Genomic DNA, 26,538 nt, shown 5'->3' on the forward strand with positions numbered 1-26,538 from the left:
ATTTGTATTCTAGCCGGTGGGTTGCGCCGGCATTGCGTCTCGATTTCAACCCAACCAACTACCTGGATTTCTCAGTCGCCCAGCTAATGCCTCAAGAAAACGCGCGGCATCGGCTCCGAAAACGACACGGTGATCACAACTCAAAGTGAATGTGGTTGCTGTTCGATCGTCCGCGCCGATGGCGAGGATCGCCGCGGCGCCCAAAGGTACAATTGCCTCGAAACTGTGGACGATAGAAAAGGTGCCCAGATTGGAGACGTAAAAGGTTGCACCCTGGTAGTCCTCTGGCACGACGCGGCGGCTTCTCACTTTGCCACGCAGAATTCTCCAATCTTCGGCGAGTTCCTCCAACGGCCGGTCGGCCGCGTCTCGCAACACCGGGGTGAGCAGTCCAGCTTCGAAGTCAACTGCGATACCCACGTCGACCCTGTCGCGAATCGCCAAACCACTGGGAGTATGGCAGGCATTAAACCGCGGAAATTGCTTCACGGTCAGGGCACAGGCCCGTGCCAATAGAAGCGTGAGTGAGGTGTTCGTTTCTTTGGAAGTGGCCTGTAGCGCGTCCAGCGGAATGCGGGCGGTTACCCTGAAAGTCGGTGTGCCCTGTGTCGCGGTCATGTTGTCCGCAACGGCGCGGTGCATCGGGGAAAGCGGCTCGATCTGATAGGGCGGGCCAAAATGCAGATCCGGTGACCGAGGTTGGAGTGCAGTCGCTAACACCTCAGCTGCATGGATCATTCCACCAGCACCCGGGACCACATCCGCCAGATCGATGCCAAGATCAGCGGCGAGCGTGCGGGCATATGGAGATGCGGGCCGGCGGTTCGGATCGGTAAGTGTTCTTGGCGTGTTGCTCGGGGAAGTGGCTGCACGGGGAGCAGTTGTTGAAGGGGTTGCCGGATGCTTCGCAGGCCGCGCCCTTTCGACAGCAGGCTCAACCGCTGGTGCCTTTGGCTCGGTTTCCTCTTCGGAAGCGGATGGCGCAACCACCTCCTCGGCTGAATCGACCAGGTAGGCAATCGTTTGTCGCACCGGGATGTCCGTATCGATGGGCGCCAGCGGACCGGCAAGGAACCCGTCGGCAAATGACTCGACTTCAAGCACGGCTTTGTCCGTTTCGACTTCGGCCAGCACGTCACCACGCTTGACGGGGTCGCCTGGTTGCTTGAGCCACCGAACCAGACGGCCGGTGGCCATTGTGTCCGACAATGCCGGCATGGGGACGGTTTGCTTCATGGCTTGACTCCTGGATCCGCCACTGAACATAACTGTTGTGCCTGGCTGATGACGTCTTCCACTGTAGGTATGCTGGCCGACTCAAGCGAACCGTTGAACGGCGTCGGGATATCGAGCGCGGCCACTCGCTTTGCGGGAGCGTCGAGACTGAAGAAACAGCGTTCGCTTAACGTCGCCGCGACTTCGGCGCCGGCTCCAGCGAATCGGCAGTCCTCTTCAACCACGATGAACCGGTGCGTCTTTTCGACCGACGTTATGCAGGTCTCCCAGTCGATGGGGCTCAGGCTACGCAGATCGATGACTTCCGCCTCAATTCCCACATCCGCCAATTGCCGCGCGGCGCGCAAGCATAGTTCGACGCTGCGCGAGTAACCGACCAGCGTGACGTCTCGGCCGGCTCGGCGAACCGCGGCGCGATGCATTGGCAGAGGAACGGCTTCAACGTCCAGTAGTCCCTTGCTGAAGTACAACAGATCGTGTTCAAGTAAGATGATCGGATCGTCACTGGCAATCGCCTGCCGGAGTTGCCAGTAGGCGTCCTGCGGAGTTGCGGGAACTGCGATGCGCAGGCCCGGTACGTTCATCAACGTATGCTCCAATCGCTGCGAATGCTGGGCGCCAAGTTGTTTGGCAACGCCACCAGGCATCCGGACCACTAGCGGCATGGGGAATTGGCCGCCCGACATGAAAGGGATCTTGGCGGCCATGTTGACCAACGGATCCAGCGCGAGCAAAGCGAAGTTGATGGTCATGATCTCCACAACAGGCCGCATGCCCGTCATCGCGGCGCCAACGCCCAGTCCTGTAAAGCTGGCTTCGGAGATTGGCGTATCGCGCACTCTCCACGATCCATACTTGGCGTATAACCCTTCGGTCACCCGGTAAGATCCGCCGTAGAGACCGACGTCTTCTCCCAATATGAACACGGAGTCATCCTCCGCCAACTCGGCGTCCAAAGCCCGATTGAGGGCCTGCCAGTAGGTGATGTCTTCCGTCGCCATGCGCTCCCCTCGCTCTATATCAGAGACTCATTTCGTCGATTAACGTGCAAACATCGCCAAGCCTCAGCCATTTCCGGATCTGGACTCTGCTTTGCGAATTCGACCGCCTCCTGTACCAACTGCTGGACCTCGCTCTTGATGCCGTCCACCTCCGCGGGATCTAGGTGTCCGGCACCCAATCCGTGTTCGGTAACGTGGTCAATCGCGTCTCGTCCAACACCTGCCAGCTGCTCGCGACTGGGATACGCTGGCACGGCTTCGCTGATCGCCGCTGAGACGGGATCAGTCGAGGCGTAGGCCCTCACCTCGATTTGGGGACGATAGCTTCCGGGGTCGGCCATCGAGTGGCCGCGCAAACGGTAAGTTTCGCATTCAACGAAGCGCGGCCCACCACCACTACGAATCTCTCGCAGCATCCTGCTCGTTACTTCGTGCACCTTAAACACATCCATGCCGTCTACGCGCTCAGCGGGGATGTTATACGCCGCGGCGCGCCTAAAGACTTCAGTCACTGCCGAATGACGATGTATTTCCGTACCGATCTGGTAATGATTATTCTCACAGACAAATAGCACAGGCAATCGCCACAGTGCGGCCATGTTCAGCGACTCGTGGAAGGTACCTTGATTCACCGCGCCATCGCCGAAGAAGCAGATCGCCACCTCGGGCAGGTCGCGCATCGCGATCGCGTAGCCGACGCCGATGGCCACAGGGTAGGTTTCACCCACAATCGCATAGCCGCCCATGAACCGACGCTCGCGATCGAACAAATGCATCGATCCGCCCATTCCCCGACTAATCCCGTCACGACGGCCAAACAATTCGGCCATCACTTGTCGGGGCGGCGTGCCGCGAACGAGGGCATGAACGTGTTCGCGATAAGTGCTAACGACATAGTCAGCTGGTTCCGTCGCATGGATCACTCCCACGGCCACCGCTTCCTCGCCGGGGTACAAATGCAGAAAGCCCGCGATGTTGCCCTTCGTGTACTGTTCCGCGGCTGCCTCCTCGAAGGCACGGGCCAGCAGCATATCGCGCAGAAATGCTCGCAGGGTGTCGCGATCCATGTCAGGCGTCCTCTTCCGGCAGGAACTCGTCTAAAGCTTTCATCAACGGAACGAGATACATCAACGCGGGCCCGCCGTGCATCACCACGGCCATGAAGCCGGCTTCGACAATTTCATCGCGACTTGCCCCGGCCTTGATCGCATGCTTCACGTGCACGGCAATACACCATTCACACTGTCCGGCCACCGATATCCCGATGTTGATCAACTCCTTCTCCCGACTACTGAGCGCCGGGCCGGCCTCTGCCTTACTCACAAAAGACATAAAGGCATTGATTTCGGTCGGGTACTTCTCCTTGAGCCGATGTGTAAGTTCGGCAACTTCCTTCAGCTTGTCTCTCATTTCACCCATTCTGTCTTTCTCCTACCAAGCCTATCCTGGTTTGTTAATCCTGTTCGCAGCACGTCGTTCCGCAGCGCGAAACCAATGGCTCGCAATAGAGTTTCTTCGATCACTCCCACGGCGAACCCGCGTAGACCTTTACGTGGTTGTTTGCTCATGCGATTGAGCGCCTCCCAACAACCAATGCGATCGATTCATAATCCGATAGACGGCGACCTTGAGAAAATCATTGAAAACGAACCAGGCCAGTGCGTAAGCCCAAATGATGCCCGCGTACTTCCAACCAATGGGTTCCATGAAGACGCCGTAGACCGCGACCAAGGTTCCAACAATCATGGTCGCGATCGTGGCCCACATCAGCGCCGCCGATGGCCAGGGTTGTTGCCAGAAATGTCTTTCGCCGGTCCTCGCCACGTACAGAGTCGAATGGCCTGCCACATCCAGCTTCAAGAAAATGAGAGATTGAATCAGTGGCCTGGGCAGTCCGAGCTGTTCGAAGATGAAAAAGAGCAAGAATGAAAGCTTTTGCCGAACCGCGTCTGCGATGGCGTCATCCAATGTACGTCGGTCGTCGGCGAGTCTCGTTCTACGTACACGGGCGGCTGGCGCAGCTTCTTGTGTCGTTGCGCTCATGCGACATCCTCCTTCGTTTGTCTGATTTCTGCCAGCAGCAATTCAGCTTCGGCGAGCGCTGCGGCTGTGGGCAAAGCATCCCGCTGATAATCATCGCTGGCCGTTCCACAATCGTCGCCCCCAGCGATCCCGTTTGCCTCCGTCAGTGGCAGTTGCCGTCGGTTATCGTTGATCCCATGCCGTGGCGACCTCGATCGGCCGGCAGAAAGTTTAGAAAGCATGACCCTTCGTGCTTGGGCATCCGCCGGTAAGGGAAAAGCTGGCGACATTGCGACTCCTTGAAAAATTGATCTTAGGTTTGTGAAACAGGCTACACGGGTTCGGTTGTTTGGGATTGCAGTACCATCGTTTGGCGGTTGCACCGATCGGCAACAAAGAGACCACCTTGTTCAGTCTGGATGCGTCGATGGACTTCTTCGCGGTAGATCGGCACATCGCTGGGCGCGTTGAAGCCGAGTCTTACGCGGTCGCCGTTTACGGCAATCACGACCAGTTCAATGTTCTCGCCAATCACGATTCGTTGTTTGGCTTTGCGACTGAGAACGAGCATGGTTTTCTCCTTCCATGAGATGGGCGATTACGCCCGGTCAACTTCCATTTCCAATTGGTTATCGATGACCAAGTTGCCGTCCAGCAGGTGCCGCACGACGGTTTGGGCGATTTGTTTCATGTAGAAGCTTGGTACGCGGCCCCGCAGGATAAGCACGCATTCGCACACTTCACAGGAAACGTTACGGACGGCGTGATACGACGACGTGCGCAGCTCAGCACTCGCCTGGGCTTCAATAACTTGCTCATGTTCCCGCTGAACCGCGGCCACGGAAGCCGTTGTTTGCGGCGTGCCGTTCCGTTCAATCGATTTCGTTTGTTTCCGGCGCGACGTTCCCGCCCGGCGTTGGATTTTGGCAGAGCCATTGGTATCCGCAGGTCGCTCGACGAGGATTTCGATCATCGTGTTTCCGTCCGACGCAGGTCGTTGGTTTCAACTTCAACGGATTCGCTGTGTCCAGCATCCTTGCTACGAGGAGCAGGCACTCGCAAAGGCAAAGGGCCGTTATTATGACGGCCAGTGGGATGGGTCTTAAATCGCGTGGAAACGTAATCTCGAATGGCGGAATCCACTATGCCTGAGACCGCGCTGTCGTCTCGGCCAAAACTGGCATTTCGCACCGCTGTGGGGCCTCGCTGCCACTGGTGATTTCCGCCATTGAAGATTCCTGGATTTGCCGATTTCGTGCTTCTACGCCACCGGCGACAATTGCGGTGCGTCCGTGATCGACGTTTGTAATGCCTGTCTTGGAAACCAGTGTAAACGTCGATCAGGACAAGTGCCTGGCTGTGCTGAATTCATCCAATAACGACCACGCCATCGTGCTGTTGAACGAATGACGCTTGGCAATTGAACCTGCGCGCAGGAGAACAGCGATGTCGAAAATGATTGCTTATGACCAAGACGCCCTGGAGGCCATCAAACGCGGTGTGGGCACGCTGTCGCGCGCGGTCACCAAAACCCTCGGTCCGCGCGGTCGAAATGTTCTGCTGCAAAAGAGCTTCGGTCCTCCGGTGGTTACCAAGGACGGCGTCACCGTGGCCAAAGAGATCGACTTGGAAGATCCCTTCGAGAACATCGGTGCTCGCATAGTCCGCGAAGTGGCTTCAAAAACGAACGATGTGGCGGGCGACGGAACTACGACCGCCACCGTGCTGGCCGAGGCTATCTTCAACGAAGGCTTGCGGGCCGTTATTGGTGGGATTCGGCCCGTTCACATGAAACAGGGCATCGAGCAGGCGGTCGACGACATCGTCGCGAAGCTCAAAGCGAACTCCGTGCCTGTCAAGGGTAAAGACGACCTGACCAAAGTCGCTTCCATCGCCGCCAACAACGATCCCACCATCGGCCAACACGTGGCCGACGCGCTCGACAGAGTCGGCAAGGACGGGGTCGTAACACTGGACGAAGGAAAGACGATGCGAACCGAGATCGAAGTTGTCGAAGGAATGCAGTTCGACAAAGGTTACCTGTCGCCGTACTTCGTCACCGACGCGTCCAAGATGGAGTGCGTGCTGGAAGAGCCGTACATTCTGGTCCACGAAAAGAAGATCACCAGCATCAAGGACATCGTGCCGCTGTTGGAGAAGGTGGTTCAGGCCGGCAGGTCGCTGTTGATCGTCGCCGAGGACGTGGAACGCGAGGCGCTGGCCACGCTGGTGGTGAACCGTCTGCGCGGGACGTTCCAGTGCTGTGCGGTCAAGGCTCCCGCCTACGGAGATCGCCGCAAAGCGATGATGGAAGACCTTGCGATTCTGACTGGCGGCACAGCGATCTTCGAGAGCCTAGGGATCAAGCTTGAATCGCTGCCGCTGACCGATCTCGGACAAGCGAAACAGGTGATTGTCGACAAAGACAACACCAAGGTCATCCAGGGTGGAGGAAAGAAAGCCGACATTCAGGCCCGGATCGCGCAGATCCAGCATGAGCTTGAAAAGTCCACCAGCGATTATGACCGCGAGAAACTCGAGGAGCGGATGCCGGACGGCGGTTCGCTGTCTGTTCGCTGCACCAGCGACGATGGCCAAGCGATCGTCGAAGTGACGGACTCGGGTGAGGGTATCGCGGCCGCGGATTTGGAGAGAGTTTTCGAACCGCTTTATACCCGCAAGACCAAGGGCATCGGCCTGGGACTCGCGGTTTCAAAACGATACGCAGAAATGAACCGAGGTCAGTTAGACGTCGAAAGCGAACTGGCGTGCGGCTGTTCCTTCCGCTGGAGCCCGAGTGAAGGGAGACAACCGATGGTCGAAACGAGTGGTTTGAATCTGTTGGTCGTCGATGACGAGCCAGATATGCGATCGAGCTTGTGGCGCATCTTGCGCGTGCAGGGTCATCAAGTGGCCGTGGCTGAGAGCGGTGAACAGGCCGTGGATTACGTCCGCGACAACGAACCGGACGGTGTCCTCATGGACATCCGTATGCCCGGCATCGGCGGCGTGGAAGCATTCAGGAAAATTCGCGAAGCCTCGCCCGACACGTTCGTCATCTTTATGACGGCGTACTCCGAAGCGGCCGAAGAAGCCCGCGATGAAGGAGCTAACGTACTTCCCAAGCCGCTCGACGTCGAAGGCATCTGCGAACTGATCGAAGAGACCGCGGCGACTCGCCCCATCCTGGTCGTGGACGACGATACGGACTTCTGCTCGTCACTGGAGCGAGTCCTCGCCGGCAAGGGATACGACGTGCAGATAGCCAACACGCCGGCGCAGGCGATCGGATTCTTTCAGAAGCAGCCGCGGGCTTTGGTGTTGCTGGACATGAAGCTGAACGGGGCTGCCGGCCTGGAAGTGCTCCACGAGCTAAAGCAGCTCAACGCCGCGGCGGTGGTCGTGCAGATGTCCGGTTACTCCGAGCTGGAAGAGGACATGCGCCAAGGCCTGGAAATGAATGCCTACGGCTATCTGACCAAGCCGTTCGATGGCGACCAGATGCTGGCCATGTTGCAGCAAGCCATGCGCGAACCGAAGAAATGAACACTGAAGGCGGACGAATCATAGCCGAACAACTGACCGCCGTGCTGATCGTGGACGACGATGAGGATTTTTGCGCCAGCGTGCGCCGATTCCTGAAGCGTGACGGCCACCGAGTCGACATCGCCAATACGGCGACCGAAGCCCTCGACCGCCATAACTGGTCAGACTACTTTGCCATCCTGGTCGATCGCCGCTTGCCCGACGGTTCGGAAGAAGACCTGCTTCCACAACTCAAGCAACTCGCCCCCCACGCCTCGCTGGTCGTCATCACCGGCCATGCCGATATAGACAGCGTGATCGTGGGCGTACGGTTAGGCGCTGAAGATTATTTGACTAAACCGATCGAACCGGATGCTCTTCGCGCATGGGTGCGTCGCACAGCGGAACTGAAACAAACCCAGTTGAAATTGCAAGAATCCGAAAAGCGAGCGCGGCAAGCGGAGCGGTTGGCGGCGGTCGGTCAAATGCTGACCGCGGTATCGCACGAAAGCCGCAATGCGCTGCAACGCGGCCTAGCCTGTTTGGAGATGTTGCGTTAGCCCTCAGTACATCCGCCGACGGAACAGCCATGCGGCCGAGCTGAGCGTGACCGCGGCGATAACCGCCATCGGCCAGAATTGGTCGAGCAGCAAGCTGAATGATGCACCTTCGAGGAACACGCCGCGCAGCACGACCAGAAAGTATCGCAGCGGATCACCGTACGTAATGGCCTGGACCGCGGGAGGCATATTGGCGATGGGGGTCGAGAATCCGGAGAGAATGATCGCCGGCACTAGAAAGAGAAAGGCGCCGAGCAACGCTTGCTGCTGCGTCACGGCTAGCGACGAGATCATCAGTCCCACGCCAATGGCGGCGAGCACGAACAACACAACTCCGAAATACAGCGTGAGCAGGGACCCGACAAACGGGACGCGGAACCAGAAGACGGCGGCTGCAATGATGACCGTCGCTTCGGCAACGCCGATGATGAAACCTGGAGTTGCCTTACCAACCAGGATCTCCCAGGGACGATACGGCGTCACCAGCAACTGATCGAAGGTGCCCTGTTCCCGTTCGCGAGCCACCGACAGCGCAGTGACCAGCATCGTCACGACCAGCGTCAAAATGCCGACGATGCCGGGCACAATGAACCAGCGGCTCTGTTGGTTCGGGTTGAACCACGAGCGGACTTCCAAGCGCGCGGGTGCCGCAGCGAGCCCGCGATCAGACGACCACTCGGCGTTAAAGTCATTGACGATGCGACGGGCGTAGCCGAGCGTGATCAGTGCCGTGTTGGAATCGCGGCCGTCCAAAATGACTTGCACGTCAGTTCGCCCGTCGCGATGCAAATCGCGAGTGAAGGTGGGGCCTATGTGCAGCACGACCAGCGCCTTGCGACTGTAAACCAACGGCGCAATTTCGCCGTCGTGAGTAATCGTGGCGACGCGGCGGAAGTTGCGCGAACCGTCGAACCGTGCTACCAGGTCGCGCGAGGCCTCGCTGGGACTCTCGTTGTATACCGCCAGCGGAACATCCGTCACGTCGAACGTCGCCGCATAACCGAACACCAGCAATTGAATGATCGGCGGGCCAATAATCACAAACCGGCTCTTCGGGTCCTTCAGCAGGGCCAGAAATTCCTTGTGAATCAGTGCGAGTAGTCGTGACACCGGCGATCTCCTAGTCCAGCCGCTTGCGTGAAAGTCGCCGCGTGAGGCCCAGGAAGATCGTTGCCATCACGGCCAAGGCGGCGCAGTTGGGCAAGATTACCGACCAGACGTCGCCCGCCAGGAATGTGGTCTTCAGAATTGCGACGTAGTATCGGGCCGGGATGACGTGGGTGATCCACTGGATCGGCCGGGGCATGCTGCCAATGTCGAAGATGAAACCGGACAGGATGAACGCTGGCAGGAACGTCGTGATAATGGCTACCTGGGCCGCGACGAACTGCACACGTGTTACCGTCGAGATAAACAGACCCATGCCCAGCGCCGTCAACAGAAACAGCGACGAACCAAGCAGCAACACCCAGATCGAGCCGCGCAGAGGCACTTCGAACAACCACACGCCCATCACGACCGACAGCGCAAGCCCGCCCATACCCAGGATGAAATAGGGCAGAATCTTTCCCAGTAGCACTTCCAACATCGAAACCGGCGTGACCATCAATGCTTCCATGGTCCCGCGTTCCCATTCGCGGGCCATCAACAGTGCAGTCAGCAGCGATCCGATGAGCGTCATGACGACAGCCACGACACCGGGCACCAGATAGTTGCGGCTGCGGACATTGGCGTTGAACCAAATGCGGTGTTCGACGTTGACCGGCGCGGCAAGAGTCTGGCCGAGTTCGATGGCCCGATGTTCCAGCCACTTCGCATATGCTCCCTCGACATAGCCGTTGATGATTCGTGCTGTGTTCGCGTCCACACCGTTAACGATCAATTGGACCGAGGCGCCGCCTGGCCGCCGCAGCTTCTCGGAAAAATCATGCCGCAAGTGCAGGATTGCGTCGACTCGCCGCTCCATCAGTGCCTGGCGAGCGGCCGGCATGCCGTGCAGGTACGTCGGCTCGAAATAGAGCGAGTGTTCCAGTTCGCTGCAGAAGCTGGTTGTGTCCGGCGTCGGCTGCTCGACCACGATCGCAATTGGCACATGCTCGGCATCGAGCGATACGCCATACCCAAACAGCAGCAGCAACACGACCGGCAGCACAAATGCGATCGCCAGCGCGCTGGGATCGCGCAGCACCTGCAAGAACTCTTTGCGGACGAGCCCGCGCATTCGCATCAATGTTCCGCCGCGTTGGCTGCTCATTCGTTTGGCCTCGGCGGTGTTGGGGACTCTTCCTGGGTTTCGATCAAGTGAATAAAGGCTTCTTCCATGGTTGGTTCGGGGTTGTCTTCGGAGCGGGCGCGTTGTTTGATCTCCTGTGGTGTGCCGAAGGCGAGAACTTCGCCGGCCATCATGATGGCCATGCGGTCGCAGTATTCGGCTTCTTCCATGAAGTGCGTTGTGACTAGCACCGTGACTCCGGCCGAGGCCAGCGCGTTGATGCGGTGCCAAAACTCGCGGCGGGCCAGCGGATCGACTCCCGAAGTGGGTTCGTCGAGGAAGATGATCTCCGGTTTGTGCATCAACGCGCAGGCCAGCGCCAACCGCTGTTTGTAACCCAACGGCAAGGCACCGCTGGTATCGTCCAGCACCGGTTTCAGTTCGAACTCGTCCGTGGCCCAGTCGATGCGGTCACGGCGTCGGCGGCCGGAAAGTCCATAGGCGCTGCCGAAGAACTGTAAGTTATCGGCGACGCTAAGCGTTCCGTACAGCGAGAACTTCTGCGACATATAACCGATGCGAGCCCGCGCTGTGGCGGCCGTCTTGCGGACGTCGATGCCGGCCACCTGTAGCTTGCCGTCGCTGGCCGGCAGCAATCCGCAGAGCATGCGGAACATGGTCGTCTTGCCCGCCCCGTTGGCTCCCAGCAGCCCAAACACTTCGCCGTGCGTGACGTCGAACGAGATGCCTTTGACCGCGTAAAAGTCGCCGAACCGCCGCTTGACGTCGCGCACGATGATGACGGTGCCGTCGGTATCGCTCGTCTTGCCGTTTGAATCCGCCGCCGTCCGTTCCGGCGGCTTCATGCCGTCGCCGCGGCGCTCGCGGAGCGTGGTGATAAAGCCGTCTTCAAAACGGGGCGGCACAGCATCAACCGTGGCGGACTTCTCGTCGGGCAGCAGTGTCTCGACGGACGGTTCGGCATCGCGGGCCAACACTAAACGGACCGCGTCGCCCTGAATCACCGCATCCACCACGCCCGGCCGACCGGCCAACAACTCCTGCACATCGCGGTTCTTGCGGTCGGGAATGCGGACTTTGAACGTGTGGCCGGCCAGCGGATCGCTGAACTGGCTGGGCGGGCCCTGGCCGATCAACTGGCCTTCGTCCAGCATGATGACTTCGTCACACCGTTCAGCTTCGTCCAGATACGCCGTGCTCAGCAGCACCGTCGTTCCTTCCTCTTTGACAAAGCGCGCGACGATCGCCCACAACTCGCGGCGCGAGACCGGATCGACGCCCACGGTCGGTTCATCCAACAGCAGCAGCCGCGGCGGATGGACCAGCGTGCAAGCCAGGCCGAGCTTTTGTTTCATCCCGCCCGACAACTTGCCGGCCAAACGCTTCGTGAAAGGAGCCAGCCCGGTCATGTGCATCAATTCGTCGTACCGCGTTTTCCTCGCACTGACTGGGACGCCTTGCAAATCAGCATACAAATCAAGGTTCTCCTGCACGCTCAGGTCTTCATAGAGTCCGAACCGCTGCGGCATGTAACCGACGCTGGCTTGCACCTTCAGCGCTTCGCGAGCCGCGTCAAGGCCCAGCACGTTGACCGTTCCCCTGTCTGCTCGCAAGAGCCCGGCCGCCAGTCGCATCAATGTCGTCTTGCCCGCGCCGTCGGGACCGATCAAACCGGTAATCTTGCCGACATGGACCTCGACATCCAGATCCTTGACGGCCGTCACAATCCGACTGCCAGCACGAAACGACTTCGTGACGTTTTGGCAGTTCAACGCGGTCTGATCGTCGGCGGTCATGCGGGCTGTCATCTGTTGAGGATCGGGAGATGGATTAGGTGCATGGCCACGGATCCGATCAGCGCTGATCGGCCAAATCCGTGTTTCTCCGCGTTCTATTTTTTCTCCGAAGACGGTCGGGATTGATCGAGGGGAATCTTCACGGTCGCTGGCATCCCCAGCCGCAGTTCGTTGTTCGGATTCTTGACGAACACGCGAATCTGGTACACCAACTTGGTGCGCAGCTCGCGCGTTTCGACCGGCTTGGGCGTGAACTCGGCGGTCGGCGAGATGAATCCGATCCAGCCTTCGTACTCTTTGTCCGGAAAGCTGTCGGTGATGACCCTCGCTTTCATGCCTTCGTGGATTTTTCCCAAGTCCGGCTCGGAGACGTAAGCCCGCACCCACACCGGATCGGTAAGCGCCACGGTAAACACCGTTTTCTGTGGTGAAGCCATGTCGCCGACTTCCAGAATGCGATCTTGGATGATGCCATCCGACGGTGCGTAGAGAAAGGAATCCTTCAGGTCGTGCTCCGCTTGAGCCAGTTCGGCTTCGTATCGTTTGAGCAAGGCCTTCGCCTCTTCCTTGTCCTCTTTTCTCGGCCCGGCCACGGCCAAGTCCAGTTCCGCCTGGCGAGCGTTCACCTGTGCCTCAGCCGATTCATAGGCGGCCAAGTTGTCATCGAACTCCTCTTGTGTTACTGCTCCCGTGCCGACGAGAGACCGGATTCGTTCCAAATTGCGTTTCTTGTCGAGGGCCGTGGCCTTCGCCGCGGTTACATCTGCTCTGGCTATGGCGATCTCCTCAGGGCGGGACCCCGCTTCGAGTCGTGCGACGACCTGACGCTGCGATTCCACGATCGCCTTCGCCCGCTCAACCGCATACTCCAACCGCTCGGTGTTCAACTTTCCAAGCAAGTTGCCTTTGGTGATGCGATCTCCTTCTTCAACGAGCAGTTCGCCGATACGTTCGTTGCCATTGATCGCCAATTCGACTTGTCGCACATCAACGTTGCCGTAGATCACAAGCTCATCGGCGTCGCCGCCGTTCTGCTGATTTTGCCAATACCAAATTCCGAAACCCGCGCCGCCAAGGAGACAGACCACAAGAAGGACGCGGATAACTTTTTTCATTTCGTCCACCTAATTGTTCAAGAGTTATTGTGGTCTCTCACCAGGACGGCGACCGTTCGAGCGGCAACGTCGTAAAAGTGATCTTCCAATGCTCCACCGGGTGTCTCGCGAATATCGTCCGGTGACTCGTGCGAGGTGTCGATAACACATTGCCACTGGTCCGGTCGGCCTTCATGCAAACCGAATCGTACCACCTCCGAACTCGCGTTGACCATAACATATAAGTCATCGTCCCGCTGCGAGCTCCCATGTAGACAGTACGCCAGTGTTCGTGACTCCGCCGTCATATCGACGTGACGACTCGGGCCAAACCAATGGATGTCATCGCGCCAAAAACGCGAGCGGGCGATCGACGGATGGCTCCGCCGAAATCGAATCATTCGCTTGAAGAAGCGAAAGATGTCTTGATGAAGGTCCAGCCGCCGCCAGTTGAGCCATGTCGTTTCGTTATCTTGGTTGTATGGGTTGTTGTTGCCACGCTGCGTCTGCAGGAACTCGTCCCCCATGCGAAACATCGGGGTGCCGGCGGACAGCATCAGCAGACAGAAAAAGTTCTTCACCTGCTGCTTTCGAAGTCGCATCACATCAGCAGGGACCTGGTCATCGCCTTCCCAACCACAATTCCAACTGAAGTCATTGTACCCATCTGCGTTCTCGTGGCCGTTTGCCCAGTTGTTTTTGTAGTTAAACGAGACGAGATCGTAGAGAGTGAAACCATCATGCGACGATACGTAGTTGACGCTCTGATACGGATGGTAGGCGTGCGAAAGGTCATCCGGAAACAAGTCAGAACTGCCATAGATCCGCGTCATGAGTTCGGGGACCATTGAGCTGTCGCCGCGGACAACTTGCTGCAGGGCATCCCGGTACGCACCATTCCATTGCATCCATTTTGTTCCCGGAAAATTGCGGCCAAGTTGATACGCTCCACCGGCATCCCACGGTTCGGCAATCAATCGAACGTGAGCTAAGTCGTCATCGGCCGCAATTTGCCCGAAGATTGGCGGATCCGTTGTGTTGATCGAACCATCCGAGTTGCGCGCGAACGCCGACGCCAAATCAAAGCGAAAGCCGTCGACTTGCAATTCGTGAGCCCAGTAACGCAAGCTTTCCAGCACCATGCGTCGAACGGCGCGATTGGCCGTGTGCATCGAGTTGCCGGTCCCACTAAAGTTGCAATAAGGCTTGTTCGGGTCGCCCGAGACCATATAGTACGTCGTGTTGTCGATGCCTTTGAAGCTGTAGGTCGGGCCACGTTCATCTCCTTCACAGGTGTGGTTGTAGACGACGTCGAGGATGACTTCGATGCCGGCAGCATGCAGCGCCTCGACCATTTCGCGAAATTCATCGAGTTGGCAGCAGGGTGCGGATCGACTTGAGTAGCCGTCTTGGGGCGAGAACAGATTCAGCGGCATGTAGCCCCAGTAATTGCCGTCTTGGGGATCGAACTGCTGGACCGGCATGAGTTCGACCGCCGTGACCCCCAGTTCGCGCAAGTAGGGTATTTTTTCGATCACACCGCGGAATGTGCCGCGTTCTGCTTCGGCGACGCTCGAACTCGCATGCCGCGTGAAGCCACCGACATGCATCTCATAAATCACCAGGTCCGACTGATGATGCGGTTGCTCAGATGACCTTGCCTCGGCGATAGTTGGCGTGGACTGGGGTAGAAGGCCCAGAGGCGCTCGACCGGCGTTCGAGCCAGGCTCGATCGCGGCTTGACGGTCGAAGTGCGGAGGAAAGAAAACGGCTCGCGCGTACGGATCGAGCAGAATCTTTTCCGCGTCAAACGAATGCCAATTGAATCCGGACGCAGGTGGTGGACCGTCAATTTGGTAGGCATAAAACCTGGCATCTCCGGCGTCATCTGCCCGGACGCGGCAATGCCAGATCGACCCGGACTTGTTTTTCAAATAATCAAGTGCTTGGCGATAGATGGGTTGAACGCAGTCGTCCTGTTTGTAGAGCAGCAAACTCACTCGCTCGGCGTGCTTCGAGTAGATCGCAAAGTTATAGGCCTGTTCGCATTCGACCCACGACACGCCCAGCGGATAAGGGCAGCCTTCGCTGCTTTCCCAGTTCATTGTATGGGTCTCCCCAGGCGGCGGTCGAGCGGCGCGTCGAGCCGTTTCACTTCGCGCCCTCATCGATCTTGCGAATCCGCAACACGTGCCGGCCATTTTCGAAGGGCGTGGTTAACCAGACTTCCACAATCTGCAATGCCAATTCCAAATCGATCAGCCGCTCTCCCAGCGACAGCAAATTCGCATCGTTGTGCTGCCGCGAAAGCCGAGCCGACTCGAAGCTCCAGCATAACGCGCAGCGGATTCCGGGATGTCGATTCGCTGTCATCGCCTCACCATTACCCGAACCGCCCAACACAATGCCCCGATCGAATTCTCCCTTCGCCACGGCCGCGGTCGCCGGATGAATAAAGTCCGGGTAGTCAACCAGATCGGTGCAATGTGCGCCAAAATCGCGCGGTTGATGGTTCAACGCGACAAGCCGCTGCTTGATCTTCTCCTTGTAGGCGAATCCAGCATGATCCGATGCGATTGCAATTCTCATATCTGTACCCCCGCCGGTCGCAAAAAGCCTGATCTTCTAAGCGATCTTGACGATGATGTTGTGCAGCGTCTCGGCGGCAACTTCGATCTTGTCTGCGGCATTGGACATGTGCCGATAAACTTCGCGGCGACGCAACATCTCGACGAACGTTGAAATCTCGGCATGGACATCCCCGGACTCAGCCATCTGTCTGATTCGTTGTTCGTCAAACAGCTTGGCCACGGCGTGTCGATAAACGTCTTCTGTTTCGCGCTCCGTCTTATGGGCCTTTCTGGCATCCGCTTCGGCATCTAGCGGCTTGCTTCGCAATTTGGCATATCCTTGGTGCAGCGACTGCATGCCTTCCAGTAATAGAGCAGCCATTTCCTGCATGGGTTCATCTGGAGTGACTTGCAAGATCTCGAGTTCGCGCACGGTGGTTTTCGCATAACCGACAACATCGTCGATGGTGCTAATAGCTCGGTAAATGTCATCGCGATCCATCGGCGTGGAGAACGATCGATTGAGCTGATCCATGTTTTGATGTTTTAAATCGTCGCACCGATGCTCCAGTTCTCGTACCTGAACGCCTTTGTTACGATCGCCGTCCTTCATAAACTGGGCAAAAACCGTCATCGCTTCGAGACTTAAATCGCATTGCCCATTCAGCAGGAGATAGAAGTCCGGAGCGCGAGGGAAAGCTCGGTCCAGTAACCGTCGGAGTAGTGATTTCTTTTTCCCAATCATGTCAGGACGTACCAGAAGCAAGTGGATTTAATTCACGCTGGAAATCAGCCAGGAGGCAACTGTGTAGATCAGGATCGCAACAGTTGCGGCAGCTGGGATCGTGACGACCCATGCGGCAACAATCTCCTTCCCCTTCTGCCAACGCACGGCCCTAGGACGTTCGGACGCGCCAATGCCCATAATCGACGAAGTCACGACGTGGGTTGTTGACACGGGTGCTCCAAACAAGGCCGCACCAAGGATGACGCTGCCTGCGGTCAGTTGGGCATCGACAGCGTGCAATGGTCGCAGCTTGTAAATGCCGAATCCTACCGTGCGAACGATTCTCCAGCCGCCGGAAAGAATGCCGGCGGTGACGGCCGTGGCACAAAGCACGATCACCCACAGCGGCACCTCAAATCGCGGCAGATAACCGCCCAGAACCAGCAACATTGTGATCACGCCCATACTCTTTTGCGCGTCGTTTGCTCCGTGAGAAAACGCCAGTCCGGCCGCCGTCACAAATTGCACCCGCCGCAACGACCGATTTACCGTCGGTCGTGCGGCGCGCAAGAGCAGTCGCATCAGACGATGGATCACAAACCCGACCACGAAGCCGACCAGCGGCGACAGCAAAAGCGCCAGGATCACCTTCGTAACACCGACAAGCTTGCCGCCAGCCAGTTCGCCCACGCCCCACACAACATGATCGGGGCCCGCCGCGATGACAACCACGCCCACCAGCCCGCCGACCAGCGCGTGCGACGACGATGACGGAATGGCCAGCCACCACGTCAGCAAATTCCAGCAGATAGCTCCGAGCACACCACAAAGCACAATCGCAACCGACGGCGCGGCGGGCAAGTCGCGAACGTTGACAAAGTTTCCGATGGTGTCCGCCACAGCGGTCCCGGCGAGTAGCGGCCCCAGGAATTCGAAGACGGCTACCAGTATCACCGCCTGGATGGGCGTCGCCGCTCGCGAGGCGACTATCGTTGCGACTATGTTCGACGCGTCGTGAAACCCGTTCGTATAATCGAACAGCACGACCACGATCACCGTCACTACAGTCAGTGTGAGTAGCCAGTTCATCTCGCGGGCGAGACCTTGTTGTCGGTGTTCACATTGTCGGCGGCGCGGCTCATTTGAACCATCCCGCGCGGTAAAATCTCCACAACATGGCCAGCGTGATCGTCACCATAACGCCCAGAACGCAGAAGTAAGCATAGTCCCACTGCAACTCGGGCATGCGGCGAAAGTTCATTCCGTAAATCCCTGTGATCAACGTGAGCGGGATAAAGATCGTCGAGATGATGGTCAACAACCTCAGCCGGTCATTTGTTTTGCTCTGCAGTTGTAATTGGTATTCCTGATGGATGGCATTCAGGTGCGCAAGCTGCCGGCCAATCGAGCGGGAAGCGTGCTCCAAGTGCGAGAACGCGTCGCGGAAATAGTCTTGCAAACCTTCGATGCGGAACGATTCGGATTCGATCGTCTGTAGAGAACCCACACAGTAAAGCTGATCTTCGAAGGTCGCAGCTAGTCGTGTGAGCTGTCGCTTTAGCAGTAAAGATTGTTCCGTCAGCTCTTCGTCGTCCACATCGTCGAGCATCTCATCGAGACGATCGATGGCGTCGCGAGTCCGCAGGGTGAAGGCCATGTCGTCATCGATGAGGTGGTCGAGAATCTGATACAGAATCGCCGACGTGTCCGCGGTATGAAAACGCATGCCGTCGCTGTACTGATCGGAGATCGTCTCCAGTGCGGGAATCGCATACTCATGGATCGTGATCAGCATGCCCGGGGTACAGACAATCCACAGAAACGTCCGATGCTCGGCCTCCCAACTCGCGTGCGTCGGAATGCCAAGAAAGAGCGACTTGCCGTAGGCGACCAAGCGTGAGGCCGGTGTGGGATCAAGGCACGCCTCGATCGCCAGCGGATGCAGCTCCAACGCAGTGAGAAACTCCGTCAGCGATTCTGGTTCGCCACGCTCCAGATCGATCCAACAGGGGCCGCCCACGCTGGATGCACCGGCCGGCGAACGCTCCGGCGGACATCGTTCGAGGTAACGGTCTTGAGTGAGGCGGTATGTTTGTTGCTTCACGGTACGTCTGCTTTCGAGGGCCTACGGCTTGACTGCCAGCACGATTTCGACAGCGACCCACATGTGCTCGATGTCCGTTTCCTTGACGTCAAAGCCCGCTGCCTCAATTGCTCGTCGTGCGTAGATGGGGCGGCAGTCCATCAAGTTGGGAAAGTGTTTGTGCGTCCATTCGTAGGCCTTCATGATTACGCCTTGCTTTCCTTCCTTGGAAAGCGCGACCACCACCAGCCGTCCTCCCGTTGTGAGCACTCGCTTCCATTCGGCCAACACCTTGGGGATTTCGGGCGTGTCGAACAGCTCGAAAGTGAAGCTCGTGAAGATCCCGTCGAGCGAATTGTCTTCGTAGGGCAGTGCTTCGGCATCGCTGCAGGTCAATTCAACCTGATCCCGCAAGCCCTCACGCTGTAGCAGTTCATTGGTCAGGGCGACCATCTCGTCCGAGATATCGACGCCGAAGACTTTGCCGGTTGGCCCGACGGCTTGAGCCAGTTCGACGACGCTGTGTCCCGTGCCGAAGCCGACTTCCAGGATTCGCTCACCAGGCTGGGCAGCCAACTTCTGCAAACCTCTCTCACGCATCGGCTGCTCGGAGTGTTCCGCCAGCAAGTCGTACACTTTGGCGATCTTGTTGTAATACGCCTTCGTCTCGTCCTTGGTCTGAAAGATGCGCAGGACGCCTGGTTCGTATTTATTCACGTTGGTTTCAGGTGGCATCAACGTCGTCCTTTTCAGTGGGAGTTGGGCATTCGCGTTGACAGAATATGATTTCGACAATCGCGATGGCGGCAAAGAATCCAATCAACCAGAACAAGGTTGTTGGCTCGTTGGCTGCCAAGTGCGTTATCAACAGGCTGAGCGTCGTCAACATCAAACCGATGCCCAGCAATATGAGCGATAGTTTGCTATTGGTGCGAGATCTCAATCGCAGATTCGCGACCGAAACACCAAGCGACACTAGCAGAAAAGTTGCGCTGGAGAAGGTCGCGATCGTTTCCAGTCCGCCGAGTATTGTGAAGACCATCGCCAAGCCCGTTAACGCGACCACCGCCACCCAGGGAACGTCGGCTCGGCTGCGAAACGAAAAAGCCGCTGGCATTCTTTTTCCAGTTGCCATTTCGGCCATCATCCGCGACGCGCCGAATGCGGTCGCATTGATGGCAGAGGAAGTCGCCAACAGCGCGGCGATGTCGACGAGGATTTGACCGGCGTTTCCGAGCGCCGGTTTCGCGGCGACCGACAGTGCGTATTCTTCAGCAGCGGTCAACTCTTCAACCGTCAGGTTGCCGACCGCGACTAGCGCCACTCCAATGTAAATCAGCGAAGTCACCACAATCGAACCGTAAATCCCTCGCGGAATGTTGCGGGTCGGGTTCTCCGTTTCCAGAACGGCGTTCGTAATCAACTGAAATCCCTCAAACGCCACAAAGATCATTGCACCTGCCACAAAAACCGACGACACGCCTTTCTCAAACACGGGCACGAGATGATCTTGCTTGATGTAGAACGCTCCGGCGATGGCGAACAGCCCCAGCAAGATGACCTTCGTCGCGACGATGAGGTCCTCGGTGACTCCGCTCGCATGAACGCCTCGCAGGTTGACGACCATGAAGAAGAGCAACACGCCGGCGGACAACACCATGCGGACCGCCGGAGATTCGGCACTTCCGAGCAGGTGAGCCCCGTAGGCCCCAAATGTGTACGCGTACAACGCAAGCGTGCCGACATATCCGACCACTACCGCCCATCCGGTGATGCCAGCGACGTTGGGGTGCTTGGGAAACGCGCGTTCCAGGTACGTAAAGCTAGCTCCGTCACTATGGAATCCGAGTGCCAACTTTACGTAAGAGTACCCTGCTGCGAGCGCCACCAGGCTGCCAATCGCGAACGCCAACGGCGCAGCATGCCCTGCGATCTCAACGGTCATGCCCAGCACCGAAAAGATGCCGCCACCAATCATCCCCCCGATGCCCATCGCCAGGAGTTCGGGAATCCCGAGTTTTTGGGTACCGGTCGCGTTCACTCAACCACCTCGTGCATGTGCTCGCGGCCCAACAGCCACTTGGTTCTGTGCAGCATACGATAGACGGACACCTTGAGGAAGTCGTTGAAGACAAACCACACGGTGGCGTAGATATAGATGTACAAGGCGTATTTCCAACCGACCGGCTCCATGAACAAACCATAGACGGCGATCAGCGTGCCGATAATGCGAGTCGTCATCGCGGGAATGAACAACTTGAGGGAGGGGTACGGTCGATGCCAGAAGTGTCGCTCGCCGGTGCGGGTCACGTAGATCGTGGAATGCCCCGCCACGTCCAGCTTGAGGAAGATAATGGCCTGAATCAACGCGTGAGAGAACTTCAATTCCTGAAGGACAAAGAAGAGCAAAAAGGACGACGCCACGCCCGCCAGACCAAGGACGGTAGCGATCGTCAATACTTCACGCATGTTCCAGCGAACTGGCTTCGGTTCTATCTTGGCGTTGTCATACGCGATGGCCATGATCGGAATGTCGTTCAGCAGCGCGAGAATGATGATCATGAGCGCCGTCACGGGATAAAAGTTGAACGCCACGATCGCGAGTGTCATGAATAAGATCACGCGCAGCGTTTCCGCAATGCGGAAGATGGCATAGCTTTTCATCCGCCCAAAGATCATGCGCGCTTCCTCCAAAGCGCGGATGATCACTGAAAGTCCGGGTTGGAGCAGCACGACGTCGGCGGCGGCTCGCGCCGCATCGGTCGCGCCCGACACCGCGATCCCAGCATCGGCTTTCTTGAGAGCCGGTGCGTCGTTCACACCGTCGCCCGTCATGGCCACGATGTGATCGTGCTTCTGGAGGCGATCGACGATCTTGTATTTGTCCTCCGGGAAGACCTGGGCGAAGCCGCCCGTTTCTTCGATCAGGCGAATGATCTCCGATTCGTGTCGACGGACGAAACCGTCATGCGGGCGAAGCTGCCGCAACCTCTCTTCCAGTTTCTCGACGACTTCCTCCGCGACCGCGTGGACCTCGTCGGGAGAAGCTTCGGGCTTGAGCCGGCCGTATAACGACTCCGTCACGACGTCAGCGATCAGGAGCAACTCGACCGGCTTGTCTTCCTTCAGCTCGGTGTGGTCGCGAATCTCGCCTTCGATCCCCAACACTTCGGCAATCTGGCGAGCGATCGCCAGGTTGTCACCCGTGATCATCTTGATGTCGAGGCCGAGGTTCTTCGCCTCTGCGATGGTGTCCGCGGAGTCATCGCGCGGTGGATCAAAGAACGGCAACAAGCCCACGAACCGAAAGGCCGAATCTGTCGGCTGCTTGAACGCTACGCCCAGCGTGCGATAGCCCTTTTTGGCAAAGAGTTCGACCTGTTGAGTGGCTTGCTCTTCAACCGCCGGATCGTCGCAGAGGGCGAGGATAGCTTGGGGTGCGCCTTTCGAGACAACGAGCTCGCCGTCATTGCCGGTGAGCGAGGCTTCGGTTCGTTTGCGTACGGGGTCGAAAGGGACAAACTCCTTCAATTGATAGGCACCAAGACGGCTATGTCCGCCCGACTTGTTGAGAGCATCGAAGATGGGCATCTCGAGGGGATCGTTGTTTTCTTCGCGACTAGCTAGGGCCGCGTAAAACACGGTATCGTCCGGCGAATAGCCGTTGAACGTGACCGGATCGCCAAGCTGCATTTTGTTTTTGGTCAACGTCCCGGTTTTGTCGCTACACAGGATGTCGACTCCCGCGAGTTCTTCGATCGCGACCAGCCGGCTAACGATCGCCTGGTGCTTGGCCAACCGCACGGCACCCACCGCCATCGTGACCGACAACACGGCGGGTAGGGCAACGGGAATCGAAGCCACGGTCAATACCAGCGAAAACCGCAGAATCTCCATCAGAGAATCGTGCCGGTAGAGGCCCGTAAAGATGATCAACACAACCATCACTGCCGATATCAGAATCAAGTAGTTGCCGACATTGACGACGGCTTTCTGGAAGTGGCTTCGCTGCTGCTTCTCGGCCTGCGCCACCAAGGCCACGGTGTTGCCGAAGAACGTGTTCAAGCCGGTCGCGGTTACGACCGCCGTCATCTCGCCCATTTTCACGACCGAATTCGCATAGGCGACGTCACCCGCGGACTTGTCCGCTGGCATCGATTCACCGGTTAACGCGGATTGATCGGCTTGCAGGTAGCCGCCCTCGACCAGCTTGACGTCGGCCGGAACGATATTGCCGATTCGCAATTTGACAATGTCGCCGGGTACGAGCTGCCGCGCCGGGATTTCCTGCCATTTGCCGTTACGGAGCGCAAGCGCCGTCCGGGCGAGCTTTTCCTTCAGCAGTTTGAGTGCTTTGAGAGCCGATGCTTCCTGCCGAAAGTCGATCACGACGTTTACCAGCAGCAAGATGATAATAATCGTGAAGTCTTCCCACTTCTGCACGGCGGCCGAGAGAATCGCCGCCGCCTCGATCATCCAGGGAATCGGGCCCCAGAACCGTTTCAGAATCCGTTTAAACGTTGATTCCTCTTTTTCCGGAATCTCGTTCAATCCGTATCGCTGTTGCCGCCGCTGTACCTCGTCGCTGGCGAGTCCTGTAGACGCATTGCCTGCGAGGCGATCAAGGGCTTCTTCCACCGACAGCTTTTGGAAATCAGCGTTCTCTGGCATAGTCTTGTCCTTTGTTGCCTGCGCTGACAGGAACGTGGTTCGACCGCTTCGGTCGTGGTTGCGACAATTGGACTGCGCTCATTCTACCCTTTCTCAAAATCAACTCGACCCCTCGCGCTTCATGCGTACCGTTGGTTCCCAAGTTCACGAACGCCTGCACGTCCGACGTTGACGCCGTGATCAGTTTGCGGCCATTGAACGTGGCAAACTGGATGGCACCAGGATGGTCGGTTAGGTATTTGACAAACTACTTGTAGTCGATGGCGGCTAACTCCAAATTCGACTCGGTCCACTTAACCAGATAGATTTGCAGTGACGCCGTCTAAGTCTAAGCTCTGGATCAGCGACAAGAGAACTTCCTTCTGCCCCCGCTTTCTCAGCCGTTTGACGCGGCAGCGTGATCAGGAACTCCGCTCCCACGGTCGCGGTGCGGCCAGCGACTATCTGGCCACCGTGCGCTTCGACGATGCGCTTGGCGATGGCCATTCCTAAGCCTGTACCCTTCGTTTTGGTCGTGAAAAACGGCTCAACGAGCCTTTCTCGCGCCTCGGGTTGAAGTCCGGGCCCGTTATCCGCGATGACAATCTTGAGTGTGCCATCGCCGTTTCGACAATACACCTTGATACGCGGTTTCTCGCCACAAGCAGCGAGTGAATTTTCGAACAAATTGCGAAACACTTGCCCCAAGCGAAAGGCATCGATGTGGCATGTGTCGTCGGACACGTCCGTTGTATCCTCAAGCGAAGCGTTGGTCGCCTCGTCGGTCCTGGTAACATCCGACCAAGCCTGTCGCCATAGAGACCGCACTGAGCATTGATCCTTTTCGAGCTTTAACGGGGATGCAAACTGGCGGAGGTCTTCTAACAAATGTTCAAGCCCCTTTCGTGCCCACTGGAGCCGCGTGATTTCCTCCATGGCGGATTGGTTGTTTGGGTCGATTTCCTCCGCGAGCAGTTGCGACGACAACGAAATCTGCTGAATGAAATTCCCGCTCTCGTGAGTCAGATCGGTCACGACCTGGCCAATGGCCGCCAGCTGCTCGGCACGCCCCGCCCCGCCTGCTCTTCAGCCTCTCGGCAACGATTGATCTGAGCGATCTTGGCTCGCAAATCGTCCGGATTAACCGGCTTGAGAATGTAGTCTTCGGCGCCCTGGCGAAGGGCGGCGATGCTACTGTCCAGGTCGCCATAGCCGGTGATGATGATGACGGCGGCCTGTGCTGCCCGCTCCTTGATGCCGGAAAGTAGCTCCTCGGCCAGGCCGTCGGGAAGCCTACGGTCGAGATCGATTCCAAAGTATTCTGCCCATTCTCTTGGCTGGAACAATTCCTTTGCGGTGTGAGCGACATCCGCATAGTAGCCATTCCCACGAATGATGCGACACAGGCTACTGCAAGAATCTGGTTCGTCATCCACAATGAGGATTCTTTTGGTCGCTCCGAACATCACACCACCTCGCTCAGCGCTCGGCTGACCACGCGCCGCGGCATCGTTGACTTCCGTGGACGAACGCTACTCAGTCCGGTCGCATTCTACCCGGTCGTCAATTTCCTGGATGCCATCCAGGTTTTCAATCAGCGACAACAGCAGCCGCTTCAATCGATACGTGGGGACGCGTCCTTCGAGCTTCACAATACCGTTGCAACATTCGCACCGCACATCATTGAAATAAAACCTGCTGGGCCCCCGCTCGTCTACTGAAAGCTTTTGCCGAACCGCGTCTGCGATGGCGTCATCCAATGTACGTCGGTCGTCGGCGAGTCTCGTTCTACGTACACGGGCGGCTGGCGCAGCTTCTTGTGTCGTTGCGCTCATGCGACATCCTCCTTCGTTTGTCTGATTTCTGCCAGCAGCAATTCAGCTTCGGCGAGCGCTGCGGCTGTGGGCAAAGCATCCCGCTGATAATCATCGCTGGCCGTTCCACAATCGTCGCCCCCAGCGATCCCGTTTGCCTCCGTCAGTGGCAGTTGCCGTCGGTTATCGTTGATCCCATGCCGTGGCGACCTCGATCGGCCGGCAGAAAGTTTAGAAAGCATGACCCTTCGTGCTTGGGCATCCGCCGGTAAGGGAAAAGCTGGCGACATTGCGACTCCTTGAAAAATTGATCTTAGGTTTGTGAAACAGGCTACACGGGTTCGGTTGTTTGGGATTGCAGTACCATCGTTTGGCGGTTGCACCGATCGGCAACAAAGAGACCACCTTGTTCAGTCTGGATGCGTCGATGGACTTCTTCGCGGTAGATCGGCACATCGCTGGGCGCGTTGAAGCCGAGTCTTACGCGGTCGCCGTTTACGGCAATCACGACCAGTTCAATGTTCTCGCCAATCACGATTCGTTGTTTGGCTTTGCGACTGAGAACGAGCATGGTTTTCTCCTTCCATGAGATGGGCGATTACGCCCGGTCAACTTCCATTTCCAATTGGTTATCGATGACCAAGTTGCCGTCCAGCAGGTGCCGCACGACGGTTTGGGCGATTTGTTTCATGTAGAAGCTTGGTACGCGGCCCCGCAGGATAAGCACGCATTCGCACACTTCACAGGAAACGTTACGGACGGCGTGATACGACGACGTGCGCAGCTCAGCACTCGCCTGGGCTTCAATAACTTGCTCATGTTCCCGCTGAACCGCGGCCACGGAAGCCGTTGTTTGCGGCGTGCCGTTCCGTTCAATCGATTTCGTTTGTTTCCGGCGCGACGTTCCCGCCCGGCGTTGGATTTTGGCAGAGCCATTGGTATCCGCAGGTCGCTCGACGAGGATTTCGATCATCGTGTTTCCGTCCGACGCAGGTCGTTGGTTTCAACTTCAACGGATTCGCTGTGTCCAGCATCCTTGCTACGAGGAGCAGGCACTCGCAAAGGCAAAGGGCCGTTATTATGACGGCCAGTGGGATGGGTCTTAAATCGCGTGGAAACGTAATCTCGAATGGCGGAATCCACTATGCCTGAGACCGCGCTGTCGTCTCGGCCAAAACTGGCATTTCGCACCGCTGTGGGGCCTCGCTGCCACTGGTGATTTCCGCC

Annotated in this window: 26 protein-coding genes; 2 read left to right on the forward strand and 24 right to left on the reverse strand. The window is 57.7% G+C overall.

The window, feature by feature from the left end; all coding sequences use genetic code 11:
- Positions 1-45: 45 nt before the first annotated feature.
- The 7 genes from Pan97_RS07750 to Pan97_RS07780 all read right to left on the reverse strand — a co-directional run bounded on the left by Pan97_RS07750 (position 46) and on the right by Pan97_RS07780 (position 5,232).
- Positions 46-1,236: a dihydrolipoamide acetyltransferase family protein gene (locus tag Pan97_RS07750; protein WP_144971537.1), complete on the reverse strand. Its 1,191-nt coding sequence runs from the start codon at positions 1,234-1,236 to the stop codon at positions 46-48.
- Positions 1,233-2,237, reverse strand: a complete 1,005-nt coding sequence (locus Pan97_RS07755) for an alpha-ketoacid dehydrogenase subunit beta (RefSeq protein WP_144971538.1) — start codon at positions 2,235-2,237, stop codon at positions 1,233-1,235. The genes Pan97_RS07750 and Pan97_RS07755 overlap by 4 nt, the downstream gene beginning before the upstream one ends.
- A 14-nt stretch (positions 2,238-2,251) precedes the next feature.
- Positions 2,252-3,304, reverse strand: coding sequence for a thiamine pyrophosphate-dependent enzyme (locus Pan97_RS07760; protein WP_144971539.1), 1,053 nt, complete (start codon positions 3,302-3,304; stop codon positions 2,252-2,254).
- A gap of 1 nt (position 3,305) precedes the next feature.
- Positions 3,306-3,647: a carboxymuconolactone decarboxylase family protein gene (locus Pan97_RS07765; protein WP_196782314.1), complete on the reverse strand. Its 342-nt coding sequence runs from the start codon at positions 3,645-3,647 to the stop codon at positions 3,306-3,308.
- Positions 3,648-3,785: 138 nt separating this feature from the next.
- Positions 3,786-4,280, reverse strand: a complete 495-nt coding sequence (locus Pan97_RS07770; RefSeq protein ID WP_144971541.1) for a hypothetical protein — start codon at positions 4,278-4,280, stop codon at positions 3,786-3,788.
- 310 nt (positions 4,281-4,590) lie between these two features.
- Positions 4,591-4,830 carry a carbon storage regulator CsrA gene (gene csrA / locus Pan97_RS07775; RefSeq protein WP_174819542.1) on the reverse strand — a complete coding sequence of 80 codons (240 nt, stop codon included), beginning with the start codon at positions 4,828-4,830 and terminating at the stop codon, positions 4,591-4,593.
- Between the two features lie 27 nt (positions 4,831-4,857).
- Positions 4,858-5,232, reverse strand: a complete 375-nt coding sequence (locus Pan97_RS07780; RefSeq protein WP_144971542.1) for a hypothetical protein — start codon at positions 5,230-5,232, stop codon at positions 4,858-4,860.
- Positions 5,233-5,705: 473 nt separating this feature from the next.
- Here Pan97_RS07780 and groEL point away from each other — a divergent pair, with 473 nt between their 5' ends.
- Both groEL and Pan97_RS07790 read left to right on the forward strand, forming a co-directional pair.
- Entirely contained in the window at positions 5,706-7,805 is a 2,100-nt protein-coding gene (gene groEL, locus Pan97_RS07785; RefSeq protein WP_144971543.1) for a chaperonin GroEL, read from the forward strand.
- Positions 7,802-8,344 (forward strand): response regulator, encoded by a 543-nt coding sequence (locus tag Pan97_RS07790; RefSeq protein ID WP_144971544.1) that lies wholly within the window; start codon positions 7,802-7,804, stop codon positions 8,342-8,344. The genes groEL and Pan97_RS07790 overlap by 4 nt, the downstream gene beginning before the upstream one ends.
- Before the next feature lie 3 nt (positions 8,345-8,347).
- Here Pan97_RS07790 and Pan97_RS07795 read toward each other — a convergent pair whose 3' ends face one another.
- The 17 genes from Pan97_RS07795 to Pan97_RS07875 all read right to left on the reverse strand — a co-directional run bounded on the left by Pan97_RS07795 (position 8,348) and on the right by Pan97_RS07875 (position 26,284).
- Entirely contained in the window at positions 8,348-9,454 is a 1,107-nt protein-coding gene (locus tag Pan97_RS07795; protein ID WP_144971545.1) for an ABC transporter permease, read from the reverse strand.
- 10 nt (positions 9,455-9,464) lie between these two features.
- Positions 9,465-10,598 carry an ABC transporter permease gene (locus Pan97_RS07800; protein WP_144971546.1) on the reverse strand — a complete coding sequence of 378 codons (1,134 nt, stop codon included), beginning with the start codon at positions 10,596-10,598 and terminating at the stop codon, positions 9,465-9,467.
- Complete coding sequence (locus Pan97_RS07805) at positions 10,595-12,373, reverse strand: ATP-binding cassette domain-containing protein (protein WP_144971547.1); 1,779 nt, start codon at positions 12,371-12,373, stop codon at positions 10,595-10,597. The genes Pan97_RS07800 and Pan97_RS07805 overlap by 4 nt, the downstream gene beginning before the upstream one ends.
- 95 nt (positions 12,374-12,468) lie before the next feature.
- Positions 12,469-13,488 carry an efflux RND transporter periplasmic adaptor subunit gene (locus tag Pan97_RS07810; RefSeq protein WP_144971548.1) on the reverse strand — a complete coding sequence of 340 codons (1,020 nt, stop codon included), beginning with the start codon at positions 13,486-13,488 and terminating at the stop codon, positions 12,469-12,471.
- A gap of 17 nt (positions 13,489-13,505) precedes the next feature.
- Entirely contained in the window at positions 13,506-15,572 is a 2,067-nt protein-coding gene (locus Pan97_RS07815; protein ID WP_144971549.1) for a glycogen debranching protein, read from the reverse strand.
- 46 nt (positions 15,573-15,618) lie between these two features.
- Positions 15,619-16,056 (reverse strand): ribose 5-phosphate isomerase B, encoded by a 438-nt coding sequence (gene rpiB / locus Pan97_RS07820; RefSeq protein ID WP_144971550.1) that lies wholly within the window; start codon positions 16,054-16,056, stop codon positions 15,619-15,621.
- 36 nt (positions 16,057-16,092) lie between these two features.
- Positions 16,093-16,782 (reverse strand): DUF47 domain-containing protein, encoded by a 690-nt coding sequence (locus tag Pan97_RS07825; RefSeq protein ID WP_144971551.1) that lies wholly within the window; start codon positions 16,780-16,782, stop codon positions 16,093-16,095.
- Between the two features lie 27 nt (positions 16,783-16,809).
- Positions 16,810-17,853, reverse strand: coding sequence for an inorganic phosphate transporter (locus tag Pan97_RS07830; RefSeq protein WP_144971552.1), 1,044 nt, complete (start codon positions 17,851-17,853; stop codon positions 16,810-16,812).
- A 49-nt stretch (positions 17,854-17,902) separates the two neighbouring features.
- Complete coding sequence (locus Pan97_RS07835) at positions 17,903-18,868, reverse strand: magnesium transporter CorA family protein (protein WP_144971553.1); 966 nt, start codon at positions 18,866-18,868, stop codon at positions 17,903-17,905.
- 21 nt (positions 18,869-18,889) lie between these two features.
- Positions 18,890-19,582, reverse strand: coding sequence for a class I SAM-dependent methyltransferase (locus Pan97_RS07840; protein WP_144971554.1), 693 nt, complete (start codon positions 19,580-19,582; stop codon positions 18,890-18,892).
- On the reverse strand, positions 19,572-20,888 hold the full coding sequence (locus Pan97_RS07845) for an APC family permease (protein WP_144971555.1): 1,317 nt from the start codon (positions 20,886-20,888) through the stop codon (positions 19,572-19,574). The genes Pan97_RS07840 and Pan97_RS07845 overlap by 11 nt, the downstream gene beginning before the upstream one ends.
- The gene (locus tag Pan97_RS26785; protein WP_144971556.1) at positions 20,885-23,518 is read right to left on the reverse strand and encodes a plasma-membrane proton-efflux P-type ATPase; all 2,634 of its coding nucleotides are present in this window, start codon (positions 23,516-23,518) and stop codon (positions 20,885-20,887) included. The genes Pan97_RS07845 and Pan97_RS26785 overlap by 4 nt, the downstream gene beginning before the upstream one ends.
- Before the next feature lie 267 nt (positions 23,519-23,785).
- Positions 23,786-24,532 carry a sensor histidine kinase gene (locus Pan97_RS07855; protein WP_196782315.1) on the reverse strand — a complete coding sequence of 249 codons (747 nt, stop codon included), beginning with the start codon at positions 24,530-24,532 and terminating at the stop codon, positions 23,786-23,788.
- Positions 24,529-24,933: a response regulator gene (locus Pan97_RS07860; protein WP_165698656.1), complete on the reverse strand. Its 405-nt coding sequence runs from the start codon at positions 24,931-24,933 to the stop codon at positions 24,529-24,531. The genes Pan97_RS07855 and Pan97_RS07860 overlap by 4 nt, the downstream gene beginning before the upstream one ends.
- A gap of 96 nt (positions 24,934-25,029) precedes the next feature.
- Complete coding sequence (locus Pan97_RS07865; RefSeq protein ID WP_144971558.1) at positions 25,030-25,332, reverse strand: BON domain-containing protein; 303 nt, start codon at positions 25,330-25,332, stop codon at positions 25,030-25,032.
- A gap of 310 nt (positions 25,333-25,642) precedes the next feature.
- A complete protein-coding gene (gene csrA, locus Pan97_RS07870) occupies positions 25,643-25,882 on the reverse strand; it encodes a carbon storage regulator CsrA (protein ID WP_174819542.1) in 240 nt (79 codons plus the stop codon).
- A 27-nt stretch (positions 25,883-25,909) separates the two neighbouring features.
- Positions 25,910-26,284, reverse strand: a complete 375-nt coding sequence (locus tag Pan97_RS07875) for a hypothetical protein (protein ID WP_144971542.1) — start codon at positions 26,282-26,284, stop codon at positions 25,910-25,912.
- Between the last annotated feature and the right edge of the window lie 254 nt (positions 26,285-26,538).

Source organism: Bremerella volcania, from assembly GCF_007748115.1.
In the GTDB taxonomy this organism is placed as follows: Bacteria; Planctomycetota; Planctomycetia; order Pirellulales; family Pirellulaceae; genus Bremerella; species Bremerella volcania.

Bases quoted from the DNA above. Each gene is read 5' to 3' on its own strand.
- Pan97_RS07750 (WP_144971537.1), bottom strand. From the start codon at position 1,236: ATGAAGCAAACCGTCCCCATGCCGGCATTGTCGGACACAATGGCCACC.
- Pan97_RS07755 (WP_144971538.1), bottom strand. From the start codon at position 2,237: ATGGCGACGGAAGACATCACCTACTGGCAGGCCCTCAATCGGGCTTTG.
- Pan97_RS07760 (WP_144971539.1), bottom strand. From the start codon at position 3,304: ATGGATCGCGACACCCTGCGAGCATTTCTGCGCGATATGCTGCTGGCC.
- Pan97_RS07765 (WP_196782314.1), bottom strand. From the start codon at position 3,647: ATGAGAGACAAGCTGAAGGAAGTTGCCGAACTTACACATCGGCTCAAG.
- Pan97_RS07770 (WP_144971541.1), bottom strand. From the start codon at position 4,280: ATGAGCGCAACGACACAAGAAGCTGCGCCAGCCGCCCGTGTACGTAGA.
- csrA (WP_174819542.1), bottom strand. From the start codon at position 4,830: ATGCTCGTTCTCAGTCGCAAAGCCAAACAACGAATCGTGATTGGCGAG.
- Pan97_RS07780 (WP_144971542.1), bottom strand. From the start codon at position 5,232: ATGATCGAAATCCTCGTCGAGCGACCTGCGGATACCAATGGCTCTGCC.
- groEL (WP_144971543.1), top strand. From the start codon at position 5,706: ATGTCGAAAATGATTGCTTATGACCAAGACGCCCTGGAGGCCATCAAA.
- Pan97_RS07790 (WP_144971544.1), top strand. From the start codon at position 7,802: ATGAACACTGAAGGCGGACGAATCATAGCCGAACAACTGACCGCCGTG.
- Pan97_RS07800 (WP_144971546.1), bottom strand. From the start codon at position 10,598: ATGAGCAGCCAACGCGGCGGAACATTGATGCGAATGCGCGGGCTCGTC.
- Pan97_RS07805 (WP_144971547.1), bottom strand. From the start codon at position 12,373: ATGACCGCCGACGATCAGACCGCGTTGAACTGCCAAAACGTCACGAAG.
- Pan97_RS07810 (WP_144971548.1), bottom strand. From the start codon at position 13,488: ATGAAAAAAGTTATCCGCGTCCTTCTTGTGGTCTGTCTCCTTGGCGGC.
- Pan97_RS07815 (WP_144971549.1), bottom strand. From the start codon at position 15,572: ATGAACTGGGAAAGCAGCGAAGGCTGCCCTTATCCGCTGGGCGTGTCG.
- rpiB (WP_144971550.1), bottom strand. From the start codon at position 16,056: ATGAGAATTGCAATCGCATCGGATCATGCTGGATTCGCCTACAAGGAG.
- Pan97_RS07825 (WP_144971551.1), bottom strand. From the start codon at position 16,782: ATGATTGGGAAAAAGAAATCACTACTCCGACGGTTACTGGACCGAGCT.
- Pan97_RS07830 (WP_144971552.1), bottom strand. From the start codon at position 17,853: ATGAACTGGCTACTCACACTGACTGTAGTGACGGTGATCGTGGTCGTG.
- Pan97_RS07840 (WP_144971554.1), bottom strand. From the start codon at position 19,582: ATGCCACCTGAAACCAACGTGAATAAATACGAACCAGGCGTCCTGCGC.
- Pan97_RS26785 (WP_144971556.1), bottom strand. From the start codon at position 23,518: ATGCCAGAGAACGCTGATTTCCAAAAGCTGTCGGTGGAAGAAGCCCTT.
- Pan97_RS07865 (WP_144971558.1), bottom strand. From the start codon at position 25,332: ATGAGCGCAACGACACAAGAAGCTGCGCCAGCCGCCCGTGTACGTAGA.
- csrA (WP_174819542.1), bottom strand. From the start codon at position 25,882: ATGCTCGTTCTCAGTCGCAAAGCCAAACAACGAATCGTGATTGGCGAG.
- Pan97_RS07875 (WP_144971542.1), bottom strand. From the start codon at position 26,284: ATGATCGAAATCCTCGTCGAGCGACCTGCGGATACCAATGGCTCTGCC.